Here is a 23,611-nt window from a genome sequence, read left to right on the forward strand (position 1 = left end):
GTCTTGGCCCATATAATTCTTGGAATCTTCCTTTTCGGCAACCTATTTAAGTGCTGCTACTTTTTAGGATATCCGGGATGGTCGTATGATTGGTGATTTATGGCTTTTTTTATGATCATCCCGCATGTAAGGTGCCGTAAGACTCCCACTTCAAAAATCTTGAGTTGATACAAAAGGTCTAAGTGGGAGAAAACGGCACCTAAATGCCCGATTCGTTTAAGGCCTTTAGGTTATACCCTTATGGTACTAACATTCAGTACGAGATGAAAGAAAACTCCTACTGAATGAAGTTTCACTTTATCGTATAAGATAAACTACAGCTTTCGTTAAAGATTTGGCGGCAAGCCAGTTTTTTTAAGTAATCATTGGAGGAGGACCGATTGTTGTTATCATGGTCGTAAGAAAGGTGAGAAAACTCAATCAGTAACAACAGTCGCTTTCTCCTCCAGATTGGCTCGTTGATTTCTATAATAGTTATATTTTACGAGTTGGTTCAGGGATTATTTTATTATTTAATGTGTTTTACATTGCAGGACTAGAGAGACTACTTGAATAAGCATCGCGGTTTTTTCAAGAACAAAAAGGGCTCCGATGGCAATACATCACGGTTTTTCAAGGATAAGGAAAGCTACTTGAAGATATCACGAAAGAAAAATTGTACAGCTTGAGCACTCCGTGTCTGCTTTTTGTTTCAGGTTTACTTTTTATTGATTTACAATTAGACTTTATGTATACATTTCTTTCAAAAGGAAGGATATTATCATGAAAAAAAATTATATTGGTTATGCTGGAACCTATACCCGAAAAATAAGTAAAGGAATCTATCGGTTTGCACTCGATCCAAAAGCACGAAAGTTAACAGCAGTTAAAGCTGTTGCTGAAGTAGGAAGTCCTACGTATTTAACGATAAGTGAGGATAATCGTTATTTGTTCTCTATTGGGCAAGATGGAGAATTAGGTGGGGTACAAGCCTATAAGATTAATGGGGAAGCTGGTGAATTGGTTAAGTTAGACGAGCAACTAACGGAAGGAAAGCCTCCATGTCACTTATCTTTCCATCAAGATAAATTAGTAACCGGTAATTATCATAAGGGAGAAGTCGGTCTATACTCTTTCACAGCTAAGGAAACATTAGAAGTAGATTCCTTTATACAACATACAGGTAGTGGTCCTCATGAACGGCAAGAAAAATCGCATGTTCATTATGCAGGATTTACGCCAGACCGTAACTATGTCATTATCTGTGATTTAGGAACAGATGAACTGGTTACGTATCGTATCGATACCAACAAACTTGTGCGTCATAAAACTCTAAAAGTAAAATCGGGGAGTGGTCCACGTCATATTGAATTTCACCCAAATGGTAAAACGGCATATGTGCTCACAGAACTAAGCTCGGAAGTGATTGTTTTCGATTATGATACGGAAAATGGAAGTTTTTCTGAAAAACAAACGATTCTTGCCAAACCAGCAGATTTTGCTGAAACGAACGATGCCAGTGCTATTCACATTTCTTCGGATGGGAAGTTTTTATACACGGGAAATCGTGGCCATAATAGTATTGCACTGTTTCAAATTGATCAGAAAACCGATAAGCTTTCCTTTATCGAGTTTACAGCTACTGGCGGGGAATGGCCGCGTGATTTTGTGTTAGATCCTACAGAGTCTTTCATTATTGCAGCTAATCAGCATAGTGGTAATTTAGTTTTATTTGAACGGAATCAACAGACAGGTAAGCTAACTCAGTTAGACTCTGTGGTAGAGGTTCCGGAAGTAGTCTGTGTGAAATTTTTAAATTAATATTTTGCATAAGTAATTAGAATAACCAGCTAATTCGTCTTTTATCCCGCATGTAAGGTGCCGTAAGACTCCCGCTTCAAGATCCTTGAGTTGATACAAAAGGTCTAAGTGGGAGAAAACGGCACCTAAATGCCCGATTCGTTCAAGGGCCTTTAGGTCATACCCTTGTGGTACTAACATTCAGTAGGAGATGGAAGAAAACTCCTACTGAATGAAGGTTCATTTTATAATGGAATTAGACATTGCAAGTACAACGAAATATACTCTCTGAAAAGCAAGCTAATATCTCTCGTAGATAAAGGTTTGCTTTTTTGCATGTTAAAAATGTTAGATCTATAGATTAAGTTGATACATGTATATGTAAAAGGTTTGGAATAAAAAAGTTTTCTAGATAAAAGCAAAAAATCGTTCTATTACATCATGTTTAAAACGCTAGCTTGGAGAGCTTTATTTTATCTGTGCACATCAGTGTATAGGAAGGATTTTCCCGGCTTTTCACAAATTCAAGTGAAACAGCAAAGCTGAATCCAATAATTTGAAGAATTGGTTAAAAGATACCTGACATATGCCGATATAAAGAAAGCTGAAGTTAATAATTCTTCTAGGAGGGATACTAAAGATATGGCAACAGTTGCAGCACATATTGTAGAAATGATTAGGGAACAAGGCTGTCAGTTCGCATTTGGAGTTCCGGGAAAGCCTATTGTACCACTTATCTTGGAAATGGAAAAGCAGGGAATTGACTTTGTTTTAGCGCGCCATGAATGCGGTGCTGGTTATATGGCGACAGGTTATGCCATGCAAAATGATAGTCTGAGTATCGCTATTGGTACATCTGGCCCAGGCGGAACTAATCTTATTACGGCAGCGGCACAAGCAAAGGCTTATCACGCACCGGTTTTGTTTATCACTGGTCATCCACCATTGACGGATGTAGGTAAACCAGTTGGACAAGATTCGAGTATGTTCGGTACTGATTTAACAGAAATGTTTCGTCCGGTTACTTTGTTTAGTGCAAAGGTAGAAGATGCTAGCTTGTTAAAAAATTATGTACAGCATGCTTTAGAAAAAGCGCTGACTGGGGCAAAAGGACCTGTTCATTTGTCTATTCCACTCAATGTGCTTATTGATAAGACAGAGTCATTCACCTTACCTTCTAAATGGAGTAACGATATTCCTGTATCAGGAAATTTAGAACAAGCTTCACAAATTTTGTATGCTGCACAACGACCAGTTTTATTGTTAGGGAAAGGAGTTCACATAGCCAAGGCGTATCGACAGGTACTAGAGTTTGTTGAGAAATGGAACATCCCAGTCATGACGACGCCAGGAGGTAAAGGCACATTTCCTACGAAACATAGACTGTCACTAGGTGCATATGGACTAGGCGGTACAGCAGCGGCTTCTGCTTATATGGAAGAAGGAGTCGATGTTATGGTTGTTATCGGCTCTAAGTTAAGTGATATGTCGATAGCAGGTTTGCAACCAGACCATTATCCAAAAACAATCATTCATTTTGATCCATTTGCAGATTTTGTTGGAAAATCAATTCCAGTGGAAACTTTATTTGTTCAAGGTGATGCGAAGGTAAATCTTCATCAGTTGAATTTAAATTATTTTTCCAAGCGAGAAGCACCAGATCTTCAAACATATTGGCAAAAAGAAATGCTAGAAAGAGAGAACGAGCAAATTAAACATGCTAATTATCAAAAAATATCTACAGCAGCGGTTATGAAATGCTTAAGAGGGCTCTTACCAGAGGAAACCATCGTATTTGGAGATGACGGGAGCCATACTTTTCATGCAATTAAGCATTTTGATATTGTGAATCCTGGTACATTCTTTTTTGACGATGTATTTGGTGCAATGGGACATGGTCTTAATTTTGCAATTGGGGCGAAAATAGCTAAACCAGAAACGCCGATTGTAAGCTTTACAGGTGATGGCTGTATGATGATGCATGGAACAGAAATATCTACCGCCGTGAATCAACAAGCTCATATGATTTTCTTTGTTTTTAATAATGGAATGCTTGATATGGTAGATAAAGGAATGCTCTATAACTTAGGTAGGTCAGTAGGGACAAGATATACGACCGAAATGAATGCAGCAAAATTTGCTGAATCATTAGGTGCAACTGGTTATCGTTGTATGACAATGGAAGAAGTTATTGCTGCAACAAAAACGGCATTAAAGCATCCACAAACTGCGGTAATTGAAATCATAGTAGAAAAAGAGGAAGTACCGCCTACATTAAAACGAGGGTAATAAACTCTCTGAAGATCTGATTTTCAATTAGTAATCAAGCATTACTTAAACTAAGACGGGAGAGAAGAAATTGGATAAGCAGGAACGAGGATGGAAGCAAATTGAAGAATTGGCTGGATCAAAAGGAATAGCAGCGATGAAAGAGGTAGAAAGGTTTTCACCACGTTTAGCTAAACTTGCTTTGGAATTCGGTTATAGTGACGTTTATCAAGATGATCATCTTGATTTAAAACAGCGTTCTCTTATAACGTTGGCGTCTTTAATTACACAAGGCGATGCAGGGAGAGGCTTACAGTATCATTTTCATGCGGCTTTACGAGTTGGAGTTAGTAAGGCTGAAATTCTTGAATTAATCAATCATTGTAGTGCTTATGCAGGATTTCCTAAAGCGATTCATGCTTTGCATATTTTTAAAACAGTAGTAGAAGAAAAGGAGAATACGAATGGCTAAATATGAAATAAAAGTTTATAAGGATGTTCTTTATTTTAATTATTTTGAGATGGCTGAAACTGTAGCTGAAGCTAAGGAGCATGCTGCTGAAGCAAAACGTGCTTTACAACAACCGGGTATTAAAAAATTTCTCAACGATAATAGTAACATTAAAGGTGTGGCTAAGCCGGAAGTTAATGAAGTGTGGGGAGAATTAATGAAATGGGTAAGCAGTAATATCGAGAAAAACGCTACTGTTGCACCAAATGTAGCACTGAAAATGCAATTAAATCGCTTGTCCAGAAGTGCTGGAACATATGATACCATTAGAGCATTTACGAACTTGCAGGAAGCCTTGGTATTTATGGGTATTCCGGAATTTAAAATAGATTAAGGATGGAGTAATATGAAAAAAACAGCGAAAACCTTAACTATCCAACAAATATTATTGCTTTATATAATACTTTTCACATTTGTTATTGTTTTACTGCCTGTTTTAACATTTCTTACATTTATTGTCTTAGACATTCCTTTACAGTCTATCTTTGTATGGTCTTTCATTGGTATCATTATACTATTAGCGCTGTTTCTTGCATACTTATTTGGAAATTTTTTGTTTTCACCTCTAAAAAATAAAGAAGGGGTAGACACAAGCCAGTTGGAAGTGGCTTCTTCAAACCATCCTCTCTACCGATGGGTCATGAATCAACTTCCAGTAGCTCAGCAAGATAATAAAACAGATGGTACTGAAGTTTTAGCGTTGGCTGAGCAAACAGCTACAGTTTCTAATCAGCTCATGTCTACAACCGAAGAGACGAGTAAAGCAACAGCAGAAATATCTGCTTCGATTCAGGAATTAGCTTCTGGAGCAGATGCTCAGGCACAGTCAATTCAAACAATTAATGAATCTTCATCCCAAGTATTTTTCAGTTTAACGGAAATTGATGAAAGTACCAAGTTTGTAGCAGAGACTTCTAAAACAGCGATAACGAATGCAAAAAATGGGAATGAAGTAGTTGCTAATGTAGCGAAACAAATGGATCTGATTGGTGAACAAGTAGAACGTTCGATTGAAGTGGTTAATGAATTAAATGAGAAAACAAATCAGGTTGGCGAAATATTGTCACTGATAACGGATATTTCAAATCAAACAAATTTACTTTCGCTTAATGCTGCTATTGAGGCTGCTCGTGCCGGAGAACACGGGAAAGGTTTTTCGGTAGTTGCAGATGAAGTTCGTAAGCTTGCAGAACAAACAAATGATGCTACTGCGAAAACACAACAGCTCATTCAAGAAATTCAATCTGGCACCAATGAAGTGATAGATGTTATTAAGGAAAGTGGAAAATCAATTAAACAAGGCGTTTCAAGAAATGGAGAGATGGGAAAGGTATTTAATGATATTTACCAAGATGTTGACGTAATCGATGAATTTATTCATGATTTATCAGCGGCAATGCATGAAGTCAAAGACAGTATGAATGATGTTTCTTCTTCTATTAATCATGTATCTGATGTTACAGTTGAATCAAGCGGCAACTTGCAAAATATCGTTGCTGTTATCGAGGAATTAAATGCTTCGATGCAAGAAGTATCAGCGTCAGCTACATTGCTTGCAGATATAGCCAATCAGCTTAATGATAAGGTAGTAGATTAAATGATTCATGTAAGCAATATTTTTTAACGACAGAAAAATATGTACGTTTTAAAAATTGCTGAAAAATCCATTGTTTCATTAGGAACAATGGATTTTTCATATGCACTTTCATGGGCGAAAACTTGGTGGTGAAAGTCCACTACAGGCTTGGCAGTAGGAACTGTTAACGGAAGGCAAGGTGGCTATCGTGAGGTATATTTTTCTTATGTCAAAAATCTGTTTATGATGTTGTGATCATGGTGAGAAAAACGGCTCTTAAATCCCCCGATTCGTTCAGTCAACAGGACAAGGAAAGCTTCTTGATTAAGCATCGCACGCAGAAAAAGCGTTCTTCTTTTTTAAGGACAGAGTTGCTCAGCAGCAATACACCGCACGCAGAAAAAGCGCTCTTCTTTTTTAAGGACAAAAAGGACTACGACAGCGACGCATCGTGATTTTTCAAGGACGCCTGCGAACTTAGCCTTTAATCTTCTGTTTCAAGAGAAGAGTATTCCTTGAATGAAGTTTTACTTTCCTCTTCTGAAGCTCTACCGTTTGTACGGCTATGCGAGCACTTTTAACTTTTGTTCGTAAAGTGGCTGTTCAATTCAAGTTTATTCAAAACGACATTATTTACTTAGTTAGAGATATACGTAATTGAAAGTACAGGTCGTTAGCTACTTTTACCAATATTGTTTGGATCCGAAAAGAAAGCTGTCGATTAGTTTTGTATAAGTTCTATACAAATTCATGATCTGGGGGATCTTATTTAAGGATGACCCAATTTTGCACAAATGGCTGTGATCAATTTGGTCTTATTATAATAACTACTATTGGCTATAATAAATGTAAGACATACTACTTACTTCATTTTGATGGCAGGAGGATAATTATGAATCAACGTAGTATGGCAGTATTAAAAAAACTAGCAGTTCATGATGGATATATTTCTATCGCCCAGCTCTCTGATATGTTTAATGTTTCCAGAAGGTCGATTTATAACGATATCGGAAGAATCAATGATTGGCTTCAGGAACAGGGCTTGACTTCGATTCAACAAGTAAGGTCAGAAGGAATATATCTGGATGACAGTACGAAAAAAGCTATTGCGAAAGGCTATACACTTTTAGAAGATGATTACTATGAATATACAAAGGAAGAGCGCAAGGCATGGATTTATTTGCATATAACCTGTGGTGTGCGCGCCTATTTTGTAGAAGATTTACAAGAGCTTTTTCAAGTGAGTAGAAATACAATTCTAGATGATGTAAGAATATTAAAAAATGAAATCGAGAGTCATCAATTAAATATGTATACAGAACGAGGCAGAGGGTATCATATTATTGGAAATGAAACCGATGTCAGAAAAGTATTAATCCAATATTTGTCAATTATCACCCCGATAGATAGCTGGTATAGCATTTTGCATGATGAACGTAAAGGTAAAACGGACCTGCCTCAAACGTATTCCATTTTTAATCGTAATTGGCTTCACCAGATTCATCGTAATTTAATCGCATATGAAAAACAATTTAATATTGAAATTATTGATGATGTTTTAAATAGTTTAGTTATTTGGTTTCACTTTTTTATGAAACGTATGCAACAAGGATCCACTATTGATGTTGATCCAATTGAAAAAGAAGTAATTGAATCAACGGACACTTTCTTAGGTGCTAAGATGTTATGCCAGGAACTTTTTAAGGTACTGCCAGGAGAGCATAACAATGAAGAAGAGGTTTACTACTTTGCTAAATATTTACTTAGTGCGAAAGTAAATTATGACTTAAATCCATATGAAGAAAATAGTGTGATGCAATCTTTGGTTGGTGTAGTTGAGAAGATGGTGGCAGACTTTCAGCTATATGCTGCTGTTGAATTTGATGAGCCGAAGAAAATTATTGAAAATTTACTGTTGCATCTAAAGCCCGCTTATTACCGAATCAAATATGGTATTAAACTAGAAAATACGTTACGTGATTCTGTTAAGAAAACGTATCCAGAAGTGTTTCACATTACAAAACTGGTAATGAAGCATTTTGAAGAGTTGATTGAACAACCAATTGATGAGAATGAAGTAGCATTCATTGCGACACATTTTGGTGGATGGCTTCGTAAAGAAGGAGTGGTGCTTGACAATAGACAAAAGAGATTATTAATCGTTTGCACTAACGGTTTGGGAACGTCAAAGTTGTTAGAAAGTCAGCTGTTAGGGTTGTTTTCCAATATTCAAATTAGTGGAGTAACTTCTCTACGTGAATATCAGCAAATGGATTTAGCAGTCGATTTTATTGTCTCAACGATACCCCTACCTGATCGTGGTATACCAGTATTTGTCGTCAGCCCTGTATTAAGTAATGATGATAAGGAACAGCTATTAAAAAAAGTAAATAGTATGTTTGCGACGAATAAGAAGCAAGACTATTCCGTGGAAGCATTAATTGATATGGTAAAACGCTATGCTACCATCCATAACGAAGATGCTTTGCAACAAGAGATAAAAAGGTATCTTTATACCCCTGGTCATGTAGTAAGTAGCGGAAGGAAAAGAAACTTAAAGGAGTTGTTGCCTTCACATCGGATTAGACTAATCGATCATGTGGATACATGGCAAAAAGCTATAAAGCTTGCTGCTCAACCATTAATTGATGATAAAACGATTGAGCCTCGCTATGTAGATAAAATGTTGAGAGCGATTTATCAAAATGGACCTTATATCGTTATTTCTGAGCGATTTGCCTTACCCCATGCCGGCCCTAATGATGGTGTAAAGAAAACAGGAATGAGTATGCTTTGTTTACAACAGCCGGTTGACTTATTGGGAAAAAATGTTTCCATCTTTGTTGTTTTAGCATCAAAAGATAATGAACAGCATTTAAAGGCTTTAGCACAGCTGACAAAGCTCTTTTCTAATAAAAATAATAAACAACTCGTGATGGACGCACACGATAAACATGATATTTATAAACTAATTAAAGCGTACTCCTATAACGAACTGGAATAACATAGAGAAAGACAGGTGTTTGTAAATCATGAATTTTTTGGAAAAAAATTTAATAAAACTTGGCGTAGAAGTGAATAATGCAGAAGAAGCAATTACTGCTGCCGGTCAATTACTGTTAGATGAAGAATTGATTAAGCCTTCTTATATAGAAGCTATGAAACAAGCTTATCAGAAAAATGGCCCTTATTTTGTATTAGCTCCTCAAATAGCTATCCCTCATGCTCGACCTGAGGATGGGGTTAATGAAGCAGCTGTTTCCCTTGTTCAATTGAAAGAACCAATTTCATTTGGACATGCCATCAATGATCCAGTTCGTCTTGTATTTGGACTAGGTGCAGCTTCCAGTTCTGATCACCTGACATTGCTTAGAAGATTAACAACTTTATTGAATGATACAAATAATATTGATCAATTATTACAAGCAACTACTGTTGATGATATAAAAAAAGTTATAGAAATGGAGAGATGACAAATGTTAAAAATATTAACTGTTTGTGGGTTAGGTCAAGGGACAAGCCTCATATTGAAAATGAATGTGGAACAAGTTCTTGGTGATATGGGGATTCAAGCGGATGTAGAACATACAGATGTATCAGCAGCTTCTAGTATGGATGCTGATTATATCATCACAAGTAATGAGCTTGCAGAAAGTTTGCAAGGGCATAAGGCAAAAGTTGTCATTGTTAACAACTACTTTGACATGGATGAAATTAATGAAGCACTGAAAGAAAATATTGAAGCCTCTTAACAGAGATTTAATATAAAGTGAAACTTCATTCCGTGAAATGCTTTTTACATGGAATGTTAGTTAAACCAATCGGGCATTTAGGTGCCGTTATCTCCCACTTAGCCCCCTTTGTACCAACTCAGGACTTGAAGTGGGAAACTTACGGCACCTTACATGCGGGATAAAAATATAGGAGGAATGATCAATGGATATTATTATTTGGATTGCCACGAATGTTTTTGGAGAAGCTGCAATACTATTAGGATTTATCGTCTTACTAGGATTATTACTTCAAAAAAAATCGGCAAGTCAAACGATTAGTGGTACTTTTAAGGCTGTAATCGGATTTTTAATTATTAGTGCTGGATCTGGAATTATTGTAAACGCATTAACCGTATTTGAACCGCTCTGGAAAGAGGTATTTAATTTGTCAGCTGAGCCACTCGGTAAGTTCATGGGACAAGAAGGATTTAATGCAAAATTTGGTAGTGCAGTAACATTAGCAATGACATTAGGGTTTGTGATTAACGTCCTATTGGCTCGTTTTACGAAACTAAAATATATCTATTTAACTGGGCATATGATGTTTTGGACAACTACGATATTCGCTGGGGTTGTTGTACAAGCAGCCGGGGATGTTTCATTTACGAAACTTGTTATTTTCTTAGCTATTTTTATGGGGTTATACTGGACAATTCAGCCAGCGTTAACGCAACCTTTTATGAGGAAAATTACTGGTAATGATAATATTGCACTTGGACACACATCTGCTTCCGTCGCTTTATTAGGGGCATTAGCTGGAAAGGTACTTGGAAACAAAGAAAATGATTCAGAAAAAATAAAACTCCCAAAAGGATTGGAATTTTTAAGAGATTCAAATGTAATCACTGCACTGACAATGGGGTTATTATTCTTGATTGGTGCCATCATTATCTCATTTAAGGATACTCCGGGAGCTCAGGAATTAGTTGCTGCAGCAGGGGATAAGAATTTTATTATCTATTCTATTATTCAGTCTTTCACATTTGCTGCTGGAATAGCTGTCGTTTTACTGGGAGTTCGGATGTTTATTGGTGAGATGGTACCCGCTTTTAGAGGAATTGCTACCAAGATTGTGCCTGGAGCAAAGCCTGCTTTAGATAGCCCGGTTGTTTTCCCTTATGCACCAAATGCAGTTATTCTAGGATTTTTAGGTGCGTTTGCTGGGGCACTAATCTGGCTCGTAGTGCTTGGAAATACAGTTGGTTACGTATTTGTACCTACGATGATTGTTCTATTCTTCCATTCGGCAACAGCCGGTGTCTTTGGAAACGCAACCGGAGGTGTTCGCGGTGCACTAATCGCTGGGTTTATTACTTCAACAGTAGTAGCATGGGGACAATTTTTTATGGTGAAAATGCTAATATCTGACACAATTCCTGATACAGCCATGTGGGCTGCTGACTCGGATATGTTTATCCTAGGACCGCTTGTTCGTTTATTAGCACAGCTATTCTTCTAAATAAAACTTGCTTAAACGTTGAAGGAAGGTCTTAAAACGGTAACGGGGAACAGACATCTGTTCCTTCTTCCTGTTATCTAAGCAAATTAAAAATTACTAATAAGGAGTGAATAAAAATGAGTTTTATTCGGACGTTTCATGGTGACATTGATCCTAAGACATTAGGAGTCACCTATTCACATGAACATATTGTATGCCGGCCGCCATTTTGGGCTGAAAGAGGAGAAGATGATTTACTGCTTGATGATAAAGAAAAGTCTAAGCTGGATGTGTTAGATTTTAAGCAGCTTGGCGGACAAGCAATCGTTGATGCTACTGCAGTTGATTATGGTAGAGATGTCATGGCTGTAAAAGAAATAGCAGAAGAAACAGGTATCACAATTATTGGAACAGCTGGTTTTAATAAAAGCTTTCTCTGGGGAGCAAAAGTACCAGCACATATAAAAGAGGTTATTGGTGATTATGCTACTTTTTACGAATGGATTGAAGCTAAATCCATTAATGAACTTGCTGATTTTGTAATCAGAGAGGTAGAAGAAGGATTGGAAGGTACAAATACGCCTGGAGGACAGGTAAAGTTTGGCACTGGCTATAATCGGATTACTCCTTTAGAAGAAAAAACGATACGAGCAGTTGCAAGAGCACACCATGAGACGAAAGCGCCCGTTCATTCGCATACAGAGGCAGGTACGATGGCACTGGAGCAAATAGAAATACTAAAATCTGAAGGCGTTAATTTAGAATATGTTAGCTTCGGTCATATGGATCGAAATCCAGACCCTTACTACCATGAGAAGGTTGCACAAACAGGAGCATTTGTTTCTTTTGATGGAATAGCCAAAATAAAATATGCACCAGAGAGTACTCGAATTCATTGTATTTTCGAATTAGTGAAAAAAGGTTATGAAAAGCAAATTCTTATTAGTGGCGATACAGCTCGAAAAACATATTACAAACATTATGATTATGGCTTAGGTCTAGAAAATATTTTAGGTAAATGGGTTCCACGCTTCATGGAAGAAGCTGATCAATCAGGTTTTTCAGGAAAACAATTAGTAGATCGTTTTTTTGTAGAAAACCCAGCTAGATGCTTTACGTTTAAAAGTTAATCTACAAACAGTAACGGAGGGATTCATTCGTCGTTACAATGTTTTTAGATCTTAAATAAAATCGATAAGACAAACAATAGTGCTAGCTATGTTTTCAAAAAAAGAAGAAGGTGTAAATAATGGAGTTTCAATATGAAAATTCCTTTGAAATAGAGGAAAAATTGAAAACAACAAAGATTGCCGTTTTGCCAGTTGGTGCGGTTGAAGCACATGGCCCTCATTTGCCATTAGGAACAGATAATTTATTGGCTGAACGTGTTGCAAAACGATTAGCAGAACGAATTGATTGTTTTGTTTTGCCTACACTGCCATATGGACAAGTATGGAGTTTACGTAATTTTCCTGGAAGTATTAATGTATCGAATGAATCACTAATTTCCATGATAGTCGATATTGGAGAGAGTTTATATCGACAAGGCTTTAAGACGTTTGCGATGGTAAACGGTCATCTAGGTAATCAGCCGGCGTTAAAGGATGCTGCACGGGTCTTATTTACGACTTGTCCTGAAATGAAAGTATTTTATTTCTTTTATCCAGGGATGAATAAAGCTGCTAAAGAGGTTCGAGAAACAAAATCAGCGCATGCCACGTATTTTCATGCTTGCGAAATTGAAACATCGTACATGCTTTATTTAGCACCTGAATATGTAGATATGAGTAAAGCTTTGAACGATATTCCGGTTATACCAAACGATGCAGATGTCACTCCTACTCCATGGGAAAATTTCACAACAACAGCAGTATTAGGAGATGCCACGTTAGCAACTAAAGATAAGGGAAAATATATTATCGATCTTGCTTTAGATAACATGCTAATGATGCTAAAAGCTAGTGAAAATTAAACAAAAACCTATGATTACAATAGAGCAGAATTGACAAACTGTTTACGTCTTTTAATTATATAGAGGGAGGAAAACATATTGATCCAACAATACTTTCAAAAAATTTCAGAGCTGTTGGCAGTAGTTGAAAAAGAAGAAATGGAAGTGATGGAAAAAGCGGCAAAGAAGGTTGCTAAAGCCATCGAATCAGACGGAGTTATTCATTTATTTGGTTGTGGTCATTCGCATATTTTAACAGAAGAAGTGTATTATCGGGCTGGTGGGCTTGTTCCGATGCATCCAATTCTACATGAACCATTAATGCTTCACGAGGGGGCTGTTCGTTCATCCACGTTGGAAAGACAAAATAATTATGCAGCAAACTTTATGGAAGAACAAGGTATTGAAGCAGGCGATATTGTATTTGTTATTTCGACTTCAGGACGGAATCCTGTACCAGTAGATGTGGCAAACTATGCGAAACAGCAAGGAGCTTATGTCATTGGCATTACTTCGATTACTTATTCTTCTAGTCAACCGTCTCGTCACACTAGTGGAAAGCATTTATTCGATGCAGTCGATTTAGTGATTGATAATCACGCACCTGTAGGTGATGCATTACTATCTCATGAAAAAGTTAAAGTACCTTTTGCACCAAGTTCAACTGTAATCGGTGCAGCAATATTAAATGCATTGTTTGCCAAAGCAATTGAAGAAATGGCAGAACAAGACGTTGAACCTCCCATTTTCCTAAGTGGAAATATAGAAGGTGCAGACGAGCATAATCAGCAATTGGTCAAAAAGTATAGCAAGCGGGTCAAATTATAATGTATGTTTTAAGAAGAGGATAAAAGGACTAAGATGCCATGTTTTTGAAAAATTGCAATTTATCGTTGTTTAGGAAGTAAATTCGTTTGTACCTTTTGAGTAACTTTTTTGGGAAAGTATTTACGTCTAGCTTAAGCACTCGTAAAACATCTTTTTATGAGAAGTTAATATCGAAATCATTTAAAGAAGGCCGACTAAAAGCGGGCTTGCCGTAAAGCGCCGGTATACACCTAAGGCAGGGGTATGCTTCCCTTATTCCAAATAAGGAACTGTATTTTTTATTTTAAAATCTGCATAGGATGATGCGAATATGATGGAAAAAAAGATTCCTAAATTTCCGATTCGTTTGAGTCAATAGGGAAAGCGGAAGCTACGCCAGCGACACATCGCGGTTTTTCAAGGAGAAGTCCTACTTGTTCGCTTCTAACGCCAATACTAACATGACCGCCTTGAAATTCGAGGAGGAAAATGTCGGTATACATTAATGAATAGATTCCATAAGCCAGTAAGGATGCTTAACGGGACGACAAGTGTTTGGCACAGCTGATCATCTTATTATAGTAAAACGCTCACCACATCAAATGTAGTGAGCGTTTTAAAAGACCGATTTATTGTTAAATAAGAGTAAGACTTTATTTAGAAAAATTCCGGAAAGTTTTCACTTATATGTTCTCCAATTATTCTATTATTTTTTCCACTTTTTAAAAGACAGTTTAAAGCCAAGATTTTTATTTGAGTTTTCTTGGTTAAGAACTAGACATCTAGCTCGTTTTGCTTCGTTAACCTTTAGCCGTTAAGCAAACTTTATTTATCCATGGAGAGGAGAGGCCTCATCTGTTATTTTTATGCTGGGAAGTGTCCCTATTATCCGTATGAGCAATAAATGGGCTGTTGTAAGATTCTTAACGCAATCTTCTTTCTTCCACTGTTTTAAAATAACAGGCTGTTCTATGTACAATGAAAGTTAAATCTTATATGACGGATCCATTGGTCAAGAGTTTTTCGGCTATTTTCCCTTATACCCTCTTCGGTTTATTTCCTGTACACTATGGACAGTTACATAGGCATTTTTGTCGACATTTTCAATAATACGCCTTAATTGGACAATTTCTTGTTTATTAATAACGATATAAAGGATTTCTTTATTTGTTTTAGTATAACCACCCTTACCTTCTAATACAGTAAGGCCCTGAGACATATGGTTTGTCACTTGTTCTAATACGTGTTCAGGATGTTTTGAAATAATCAGTACAGCAGTTCGTTCGTTAGCACCTTCTACGATAATATCAATTGCTTTAGCACCTATATACACAGAAATTAATGTATACATCGCTTTTTCTTGACCTATGACAAAAGCAGAAAGTCCGATTACAGCTATATCCATTATTAGCATTCCTTTACCGAAACTCCAACCGATAAACTGGTTTAATAAGCGCACGATGATAGCTGTTCCACCAGAAGTTCCTCCCGCTTTGAAAATTAATCCCAAACCAATTCCAACTGTTAGTCCTGCAAATAATGCTGCCAGCAAGGTGTCACCATTTCCTGCTTCTCCAATATTTTTAGTGAGGTGTAAAAATAGAGAAGAAAAAACAATGGAAATAATCGTATATATAATGACTCTTTTATTAAAATAATGGTAACCAATTGCTAATAAAATGGCATTTATAATAAAATTCACAACTCCAGTAGACCAGTCAAATAGGTAGTACGTTACGATGGATATGCCAATAACACCACCTTCTGACAAGTTGTTAGGAATCGCGAAATAATTAATTCCGAATGCAAAAATAAAAGAGCCGATAATAATGATCATGCTCTCTTTCATCCATTTACTCAACACCACTCACTCCTTCCATTCATTAGCATTTTAACAGGGATTTTTCCAAATAAAAAGGGTTATTCTAGTCAAGTTTAACGCTAAAATCATGAGATAGCGATAAAAAGGATCAATAGATGCCCCCCATTGATAGAAAATAGTTGCTTGTACCTCTTGTTTAAAAAGGTTCTGAGAGAGAGATTTTATAAATGAAGTATAGTTCTAATTTATAAGGGGATTACCCTATAAATTAAAATAAGGTAACGAAAACTGCTAAAATATGTTATACTACTCAAAAAAAGCATGTAATAATTTTAGGAATATTTTGGATAAAGGGAATTTAATTTTCTAGGAATTTATAAAATTAGTTCATTGTAAGATAGTCTATTCACATCCAGATTCAGCGCCTAGCTCTTTGAGGTTGCTTCACTCCTGCAGCAGTGCTCAAGCTTCCTCGTCGGAGTATCGGTGTGTCGGGACTGCACAAGGCGTTCTAGCTTGTATTCCACTAAAGGAAAGTATAAAATTTTAGGCTTTATCCCGCATCTAAGGTTCCGTAAGACTACACTTCAAGGAGAAAAGCGCAAGGTTGAATGAAGTTTCAGTATATGTAAGAGATTATCAACTTCTCGGGTTAAAATGAGTTCTACTTATAAAAAATCGAATATTTTGCCAAAAAGCAATTGCTAGTAGATCTTATCGTTATTCAAACTTACTTTTCTTAAAAGTAAACTATTTCCATCTATAGTTAAACGGATTAGGAGATTTGGAAAGATTAAACTTGTATTTTCCTAAAATCACGAACATAAAAAAATAGTAATTTTCAGAAGTAGTGTTTTTGTTTAACGTAGGTAGTTAGCTTCCCATATCACGGGAATAAATACATTTTATAAATTAAACGATAAGAATTCATTCTTATAGGATTGGTCAAAACACTAATAAAGGATGTGAAACATTATACAATAATTTAGGTTGTTGATTAAAAAACGTAGATGTATTTCAACTAAATGTTGAGAGAGTGATCATTAATAACAAATTCCTTATCAGTAGCGAATAAATAATTGTATGCGGACACATCTAGGGTTATTAATGATAAAAAGTAAACAAACCATGCTAGAATATGATCAGGTGTTACATCAAAACTAGAGAAGATGGAAAGAAATATTTAATGGAAGGGGTTTGTTGAAAGGAACACGAACTATATCTTACTAAAATGGAGATCGATGTTTATTTCATTTTTAAATGAGATCATTTAGTAACGCGGGTTCACGAATGGTTCTTTCAAGATAATGAGAGTAGTTCTATATACGTGTTTCATCTACTTGGAAACAAGGAGATATACTTTTTTGGATTCTTTTAAGCAAGCTATTTGTTAATATAAATTACCAATAAAAGATTTATCTTATTAGGGTGGTGATCGGATTAAAAAAGTCAATAACTAGAATATGATGATGAGTTTTACTTTACAGTTAGGAGGTTTAGAGTGAAAATACATACGATTGGCTATTGGGGGGCATATCCAAAGGCAAATGAAGCAACGTCGTGTTACCTCATAGAAGATTCAAATACGAAAATATTATTAGATTGTGGCAGCGGAGCACTTTCTAAACTACAAGCAAGAGCAAATTTAGAAGATTTAGACGCTGTATTTATAAGCCATACACATACAGATCATATGGCAGATATTTATAGTTTAGGGTATGCCATGCTGATATTAACACAGTTAGGTAAACGAACAAAGCCCTTAGATGTGTATGTGTATACAGAAGATATAGCTTCGTTAACCTTTGAATTTCCGGATGTGATGCGTGTGCATCAGTTGCAATTAACTGACACTGTTAACATCGGTTCATTAATGCTAACATTTTCTGAAAATATTCACGAAATTCCTTGCTGTTCGATGAAAGTTAGTAATAACAAAAGCAAGCTTGTATATTCTGGTGATACCGGCTATACAACTGCACTTGTCGATTTTGCTATGGCTGCGGATTTACTGTTAATTGAATGCAGCTTTTATAGGAAGCAGAAAGGGATGATGAAAGGGCATTTATCTAGTGAAGAAGTAGCGGATATTGCCACAAAAGCGAAAGCTAAACATGTTGTTCTCACTCACTTTCCTCATTTTGGTGATATCTTGCAATTAAAGCAAGAAGTGGAGAGTGTATTGGGTCAACCTGTTTATCTAGCAAAGGAAGGTTTTACATTTACCATATAATATATTGGAGGATTTTATTATGAAAAAGAATGGATTGAAATTACTTATCTTTTTATCATTTATTTCTCTTTTATTAACAGCGTGCTCCAATGACAGTAAGAAGAATGAAGACAAATCAGCAAAAGCAAATGATGAGGTAAAATCCGGCGGTATTGTTAGAATTGCCATGAGTACAGAGATTGATACTTTAGATCCATATCAGTCGGCAGCAACCGATACGATGTCCATGATGGATAATGTTTATGATGGTTTATTAGATACCAATGAAGCAGGTAAATTGGTGCCGGCCATTGCAGCGTCCTATGAAGTTTCTGATGATGGACAAGTATATACGTTTAAATTGAAAAAAGATGTTACCTTTCATGATGGCTCAAAGTTAACCTCTGAAGATGTAAAATATTCGTATGAAAAATTAGCAGGATTAAGTGGGGGAGAGCCGATTTCTTCGCAATTTGAAATAATTGAAAAAATAGAAACACCATCAGATTTAGAGGCTGTTATCACATTAAAGGAAAAAAATTCAGCATTTTTAGCAGCGACGATTAGACCAATTTTACCGGCTGATTATGATAAACAAAGTGAAAAACCAATTGGTGCAGGTCCATTTAAGTTTGAAGAATATAAAGTCGGACAAGAATTACGGCTAGTAAAAAATGAAAATTATTATGATCCAGAAAAAGTACCAAAAATAGCTGAGGTTCAATTTAAGATTATGCCAGATCCAGAATCTGCTATTCTAGCAATGAAGTCAGGAGAGATAGATGTTATTCCCGGTATTTCTTCGCAAGGTAAGCAGCAATTAGATGATTTGATTGAAACGGTATCGGCACCGCAAAACATGGTACAGTTAATGGCGCTAAACAATAAAGTAAAACCATTAGATGATCCGAACGTTCGAAAAGCAATTAATCTGGCAATTGATAAAGATATGATTATAGAAACAGTAGCAGAAGGTGAAGGAATTAAGCTTGGTTCTAACTTTAGTCCTTCCATGGAACTTTATTATCAAGAAGGTTTAGAAGATACGTATCAAACGAATCCTGAAGAAGCAAAGAAATTATTAGAAAAAGCGGGGTACCCTGATGGGTTTACATTAGAATTAACGGTTCCCTCTGATTACCAATTTCATGTTGATACTGCGCAAGTGATTGCAGATCAACTAAGTCAAGTTGGGATTAAAGTAGATATGAAGCTCATTGAATTCAGCACGTGGTTAGAAAAAGTGTATAATGAAGCACAGTATGAGAGTACGATTATTGGATTTACTGGAAAATTAGATCCGTATGAAATTTTAAGCAGATATGTTAGTGATTATAAAAATAACTTTGTCAAGTATGAGAATAAAGAGTACGACCAGTTGATTCGTCAAGCATTGGTAGAAACAGATGTAGAAGAAATAGTTACTATTTATAAGCGAGCCCAAACATTGTTAACAGAAGATGCTGCTTCGGTATTTATTATGGATCCATATCGGACTGTTGCAATGAAAAAGGGCCTGAAAGGGTGGAAGATGTACCCAATTCAAAAGTTCAACCTAGAAGACTTATACTATACGGAATAACCGTCTAGTAAAGGAGACGTTGATGTGAGGTATTATCTATATAAAACTTCTATGTTCATCTTAACATTAATTATGGTTTCTCTAATAATTTTTTTTGTATTTCAACTGTTACCAGGGAATCCAGCCCAAATTATTCTTGGGCTGGATGCTGATGAACAGCAAATTCGTAATTTGGAACAAGCGTTAGGGCTGAATCGTCCAGTAACGGAACGGTATATTGATTGGATTGCAGGTGTTTTTCAAGGTGACTTAGGAAAGTCACTACGCTATCAGCTTCCTGTTAGCGAAGTTCTTGCGGATCGAATACCGGTGACCATGTCAATTGCTGTCTTTTCCATGCTGTTGACAGTTTTGGTTGGCTTTCCGTTAGGAATTCTCATTGCCCGTACGGATGGAAAATTCATATCCGTTTTTTTATCTATGATTACTCAACTGGGGATTTCTATTCCATCCTTTTGGTTTGGGTTTATGTTAATATTGTTATTTTCGGTTATCTTAAAGTGGTTTCCAGCATTTGGTTACGTCCCTTGGTCAGAGGATTTTTTTGGTGCTTTACGGGCCTATTTCTTGCCATCGCTAGCAATTGCCATCTTGAACATAGCAGTTGTCATTCGATATTTAAGAAATACGATTTTGGATCAGAAAAAAATGGATTATGTACGAACAGCAACATGTAAGGGTCTATCAGAGCGAACGATTTTGTATAGACATGTACTGCGAAATGCATTCATTCCAGTATTAACCATTATTGGATTAATAACCGCCGATACGCTTGGCGGCAGTATTATCATTGAGAATGTTTTTGCACTTCCTGGATTAGGAAATTTACTTGTTCAATCCATTACTTCGAGAGATTTTCCGCTTGTTCAATCCATGGTGCTATATATTGCCGTCATCGTTTTAGTAATCAATTTTATAATTGATTTATTATATAAGCTCATTGATCCAAGAATTAGCAAAAGGAGTGAACAGCTATAATGAACAAGGCAAATCGACTCCCTTTCTATTTAGGATTGAGCTTAGTTATTGTTTTATTGTTCATGATGTTTATTAGTTTATTTTATACACCGTATGAGCCTAATGCGATTGATCCGTCTAATCGACTTGCGGCTCCATCATTAGCCCACCCATTTGGTACAGATAACTTCGGAAGAGATATTCTAAGCAGGGTGATGGAAGGAGCTCAGACTGCTTTTTTAATTGGAACAACTACGGTTATGATAGGGTTGAGCATTGGTTTTTTTTTAGGTGCTTGTGCAGGGTATTTTGGCGGTTGGCTCGATGAATTACTGATGCGATTTATTGATGCGATGCTAGCTTTTCCAGGTATATTATTAGCTATTATGCTGATAGCTGTTTTTGAAGCGGGAATGAAAAATACAATAATCGCACTAGGAATTATGAGTATTCCAGCATTTACTCGAGTTATTCGGAGCAGCTTCATTCAATATAAATCATATGATTTTGTTAAAGCAAGTATCGCCAAGGGTGCAGGATCGTTTCATATTATTCTGAACCATATCTTGCCTAATGCTATTTCCCCTATACTAGTTGTGTCCAGTTTAAGTTTCTCTGGCTCTATTTTGGCTGAGTCAGGCTTGAGCTATTTGGGCTTAGGTGTTCAGCCACCAGATCCTAGTTGGGGAAGGATGTTAAAGGAAGCACAGCCCTATATTGAATCAGCTCCTTGGTATGTAATTATTGTTGGAAGTATTATTACAATGATGGTGTTAGGGTTTAATTTATTAAGTGATGGTTTACGTGACATTCAGGATAGAAAGGCATAGGAGGGGCTTAAATGGTAAAACCTTTATTGTCAGTTGAGGAAGTTGATGTGGCCCTTCAGCTTCCGGAGGGAGAGTTTAATGCACTAGAACGCATTTCATTTTCCGTCTACCCCAATGAGGTTGTCGGTATTGTTGGTGAATCGGGCTGTGGAAAAAGTTTAACTTCCCAAGCTATTATGGGAATACTCCCCAAGAATGCCACCATAAAGCAAGGCAAGATTATTTTTCAGGATGATGAGCTTACAGCTTTATCTCAAAAGCAGTGGCAGCAGATTAGGGGGAAAAAACTCTCCATGATTTTTCAAGAGCCAATGACTTCGCTTAATCCTGTACTAACAATTGGTAAACAAATATCTGAGGTATTGAAACAGCATACAACCTTATCGAAAAGAGATATGAAAGAAAAGACCATATCTGTCATGAAAGAAGTTGGGTTACCTCGTGCTGAACAATTATGGAAAGCATACCCCCACCAGTTATCTGGCGGTATGCGTCAACGGGTTGTAATCGCGATGGCTTTAATTGGCCAGCCGAAGCTTATTATCGCTGATGAACCTACAACTGCCTTAGATGTTACAATCCAAGCACAAATAGTAGAGCTCTTTAAAAAAATTAAACAGACTCGGAACACATCGATGATTTTTATCTCACATGATTGGGGAGTTATTCATGCCATTTGTGATCGTGTGCTTGTCATGTACGCAGGACGAATCGTTGAACAAGGATCGATATCAAAACTCTTAAGTTCGCCAAAGCATCCTTATACAAAGAGTTTAATACAATCAATTCCAGATGGCGCAAGACGAGGACAGCCATTATATACAATTCCCGGTACAGTACCACAGCTCCATGTTCGGCATACGGGATGCCCCTTCGCCGATCGCTGCCAGTTCAAAATAACGTCATGTGAACAAATTTTTCCTCATACGTATAAAGTCAATGAGCAGACAGTTACTTGTCATTTATATGCAAAAGAGAAGGAAGTCAGCTTATGAAGCCACTAATTGAAATAGAAAATATGAAAAAATTTTACAAACAAAAACGGACAAATATATTCGAAAAACCTTCGTTTGTAAAAGCTGTTAATGGCATATCACTCACATTATACGAAGGTGAAGCTTTTGGTTTAGTTGGTGAGAGCGGTTGTGGCAAGTCGACAATTGGTCAGCTGATTACTCAATTAATGAAGCAAACAGACGGAACTATTCGTTATAAGGGGAAAGATGTTTCTACGTTTTCGACTAAGCAGTTAAAAGCATGGCGACAAGAAGTACAAATCGTTTTTCAAGATCCATATTCATCATTGAATCCTAAAAAAACGATGAAGTGGATATTAAATGAACCGTTAGCATTGCATCGAATTGGGGATAAGGCATACAGAAATGAAAAAATTATTCAGACATTAAAAGAAGTAGGTTTAGATCCTTCTTTTTTGTATCGGTATCCTCACGAACTTAGTGGAGGACAGCGACAACGCGTAGCTATTGCAGCAGCAATTATTTTAGAGCCTCGATTTATAGTAATCGATGAAGGAGTCTCGGCGCTAGATGTTTCTGTCCAAGCCCAGATTATTAATTTATTGAAAGAGTTGCAAGAAAAGTATTCTTTGACATACTTATTTATTTCTCATGATTTAAATATTGTCCAATATTTTTGCGATCGGATTGCTGTGATGTATATGGGGGAAATAGTAGAACATGGCATGACGGAAGAAATAGGAGCTTATCCAAAGCATCCTTATACACAAGCGTTATTTTCAGCTATTCCAACGATAGGAAACAAGCAGTCATCAACCAAGTTAAAAGGAGACCTACCAGATACATCAGATCCGCCATGTGGTTGCACGTTTCATCCTCGGTGTCCTCATGCTTTTGAACGTTGTAAGTTTGAAAAGCCTAGTACCGTGACAATAAGTAAAGGACATGAGGCAGCTTGTCATCTTATGAAGCTGGAGAAAGGAAAATGAGACATCTGGTGTATGCTTATCCCGCATGTAAGGCGCCGTAATACCCCCCTTTAAGAATGTAGACATAGACAATACGAAGAAGCCAAAGTGGTAAAAAACGGCCCCTAAATGCCCGATTGGTTCATCTAACATTTCTTGG

The 23,611-nt window shown here is 36.6% G+C and carries 20 protein-coding genes; 19 read left to right on the forward strand and 1 reads right to left on the reverse strand.

What is annotated here, in order from left to right; all coding sequences use genetic code 11:
- Positions 1 to 762: 762 nt before the first annotated feature.
- From BN1066_RS12475 to BN1066_RS12535, 13 genes are all read left to right on the forward strand, one after another.
- Complete coding sequence (locus BN1066_RS12475; RefSeq protein WP_077319817.1) at positions 763 to 1,800, forward strand: lactonase family protein; 1,038 nt, start codon at positions 763 to 765, stop codon at positions 1,798 to 1,800.
- A gap of 621 nt (positions 1,801 to 2,421) precedes the next feature.
- Positions 2,422 to 4,068 carry a thiamine pyrophosphate-binding protein gene (locus BN1066_RS12485; RefSeq protein ID WP_077319819.1) on the forward strand — a complete coding sequence of 549 codons (1,647 nt, stop codon included), beginning with the start codon at positions 2,422 to 2,424 and terminating at the stop codon, positions 4,066 to 4,068.
- Between the two features lie 70 nt (positions 4,069 to 4,138).
- Positions 4,139 to 4,519 carry a carboxymuconolactone decarboxylase family protein gene (locus tag BN1066_RS12490; protein WP_077319820.1) on the forward strand — a complete coding sequence of 127 codons (381 nt, stop codon included), beginning with the start codon at positions 4,139 to 4,141 and terminating at the stop codon, positions 4,517 to 4,519.
- Positions 4,512 to 4,892 (forward strand): hypothetical protein, encoded by a 381-nt coding sequence (locus tag BN1066_RS12495; protein ID WP_077319821.1) that lies wholly within the window; start codon positions 4,512 to 4,514, stop codon positions 4,890 to 4,892. The genes BN1066_RS12490 and BN1066_RS12495 overlap by 8 nt, the downstream gene beginning before the upstream one ends.
- 12 nt (positions 4,893 to 4,904) lie before the next feature.
- On the forward strand, positions 4,905 to 6,155 hold the full coding sequence (locus tag BN1066_RS12500) for a methyl-accepting chemotaxis protein (protein WP_077319822.1): 1,251 nt from the start codon (positions 4,905 to 4,907) through the stop codon (positions 6,153 to 6,155).
- Positions 6,156 to 6,391: 236 nt separating this feature from the next.
- Positions 6,392 to 6,589 carry a hypothetical protein gene (locus tag BN1066_RS19890; protein WP_143695811.1) on the forward strand — a complete coding sequence of 66 codons (198 nt, stop codon included), beginning with the start codon at positions 6,392 to 6,394 and terminating at the stop codon, positions 6,587 to 6,589.
- Between the two features lie 437 nt (positions 6,590 to 7,026).
- Positions 7,027 to 9,138, forward strand: coding sequence for a BglG family transcription antiterminator (locus BN1066_RS12505; protein ID WP_179104385.1), 2,112 nt, complete (start codon positions 7,027 to 7,029; stop codon positions 9,136 to 9,138).
- 28 nt (positions 9,139 to 9,166) lie between these two features.
- Entirely contained in the window at positions 9,167 to 9,607 is a 441-nt protein-coding gene (locus BN1066_RS12510; RefSeq protein WP_077319824.1) for a PTS sugar transporter subunit IIA, read from the forward strand.
- A 3-nt stretch (positions 9,608 to 9,610) separates the two neighbouring features.
- Entirely contained in the window at positions 9,611 to 9,886 is a 276-nt protein-coding gene (locus tag BN1066_RS12515; protein WP_077319825.1) for a PTS sugar transporter subunit IIB, read from the forward strand.
- Positions 9,887 to 10,070: 184 nt separating this feature from the next.
- Positions 10,071 to 11,366 carry a PTS ascorbate transporter subunit IIC gene (locus BN1066_RS12520; protein ID WP_077319826.1) on the forward strand — a complete coding sequence of 432 codons (1,296 nt, stop codon included), beginning with the start codon at positions 10,071 to 10,073 and terminating at the stop codon, positions 11,364 to 11,366.
- Between the two features lie 116 nt (positions 11,367 to 11,482).
- Entirely contained in the window at positions 11,483 to 12,475 is a 993-nt protein-coding gene (locus tag BN1066_RS12525) for a phosphotriesterase family protein (protein ID WP_077319827.1), read from the forward strand.
- A 119-nt stretch (positions 12,476 to 12,594) separates the two neighbouring features.
- Positions 12,595 to 13,317, forward strand: a complete 723-nt coding sequence (locus BN1066_RS12530; protein WP_077319828.1) for a creatininase family protein — start codon at positions 12,595 to 12,597, stop codon at positions 13,315 to 13,317.
- Positions 13,318 to 13,395: 78 nt separating this feature from the next.
- On the forward strand, positions 13,396 to 14,124 hold the full coding sequence (locus BN1066_RS12535; RefSeq protein ID WP_077319829.1) for an SIS domain-containing protein: 729 nt from the start codon (positions 13,396 to 13,398) through the stop codon (positions 14,122 to 14,124).
- Positions 14,125 to 15,130: 1,006 nt separating this feature from the next.
- On the opposite strand, the gene BN1066_RS12540 is transcribed toward BN1066_RS12535, so the two are convergent.
- Entirely contained in the window at positions 15,131 to 15,952 is an 822-nt protein-coding gene (locus BN1066_RS12540; protein WP_179104451.1) for a YitT family protein, read from the reverse strand.
- A gap of 1,474 nt (positions 15,953 to 17,426) precedes the next feature.
- Here BN1066_RS12540 and BN1066_RS12545 point away from each other — a divergent pair.
- Genes BN1066_RS12545 through BN1066_RS12570 form a run of 6 tightly spaced genes read left to right on the forward strand, consistent with a single transcriptional unit; the run spans position 17,427 to position 23,472 of the window.
- Positions 17,427 to 18,158 (forward strand): MBL fold metallo-hydrolase, encoded by a 732-nt coding sequence (locus BN1066_RS12545; protein WP_077319831.1) that lies wholly within the window; start codon positions 17,427 to 17,429, stop codon positions 18,156 to 18,158.
- A 19-nt stretch (positions 18,159 to 18,177) separates the two neighbouring features.
- Positions 18,178 to 19,719, forward strand: coding sequence for an ABC transporter substrate-binding protein (locus tag BN1066_RS12550; protein WP_077319832.1), 1,542 nt, complete (start codon positions 18,178 to 18,180; stop codon positions 19,717 to 19,719).
- 24 nt (positions 19,720 to 19,743) lie between these two features.
- Positions 19,744 to 20,697, forward strand: coding sequence for an ABC transporter permease (locus BN1066_RS12555; RefSeq protein WP_077319833.1), 954 nt, complete (start codon positions 19,744 to 19,746; stop codon positions 20,695 to 20,697).
- Entirely contained in the window at positions 20,697 to 21,506 is an 810-nt protein-coding gene (locus tag BN1066_RS12560; protein ID WP_077319834.1) for an ABC transporter permease, read from the forward strand. Before BN1066_RS12555 ends, BN1066_RS12560 begins: the two co-directional genes overlap by 1 nt.
- A gap of 11 nt (positions 21,507 to 21,517) precedes the next feature.
- Positions 21,518 to 22,501, forward strand: a complete 984-nt coding sequence (locus BN1066_RS12565) for an ABC transporter ATP-binding protein (protein ID WP_077319835.1) — start codon at positions 21,518 to 21,520, stop codon at positions 22,499 to 22,501.
- On the forward strand, positions 22,498 to 23,472 hold the full coding sequence (locus BN1066_RS12570) for an ABC transporter ATP-binding protein (RefSeq protein WP_077319836.1): 975 nt from the start codon (positions 22,498 to 22,500) through the stop codon (positions 23,470 to 23,472). The genes BN1066_RS12565 and BN1066_RS12570 overlap by 4 nt, the downstream gene beginning before the upstream one ends.
- Positions 23,473 to 23,611: the final 139 nt, after the last annotated feature.

This window comes from Virgibacillus proomii (assembly GCF_900162615.1).
GTDB classification, from domain to species: Bacteria; Bacillota; Bacilli; order Bacillales; family Amphibacillaceae; genus Virgibacillus; species Virgibacillus proomii.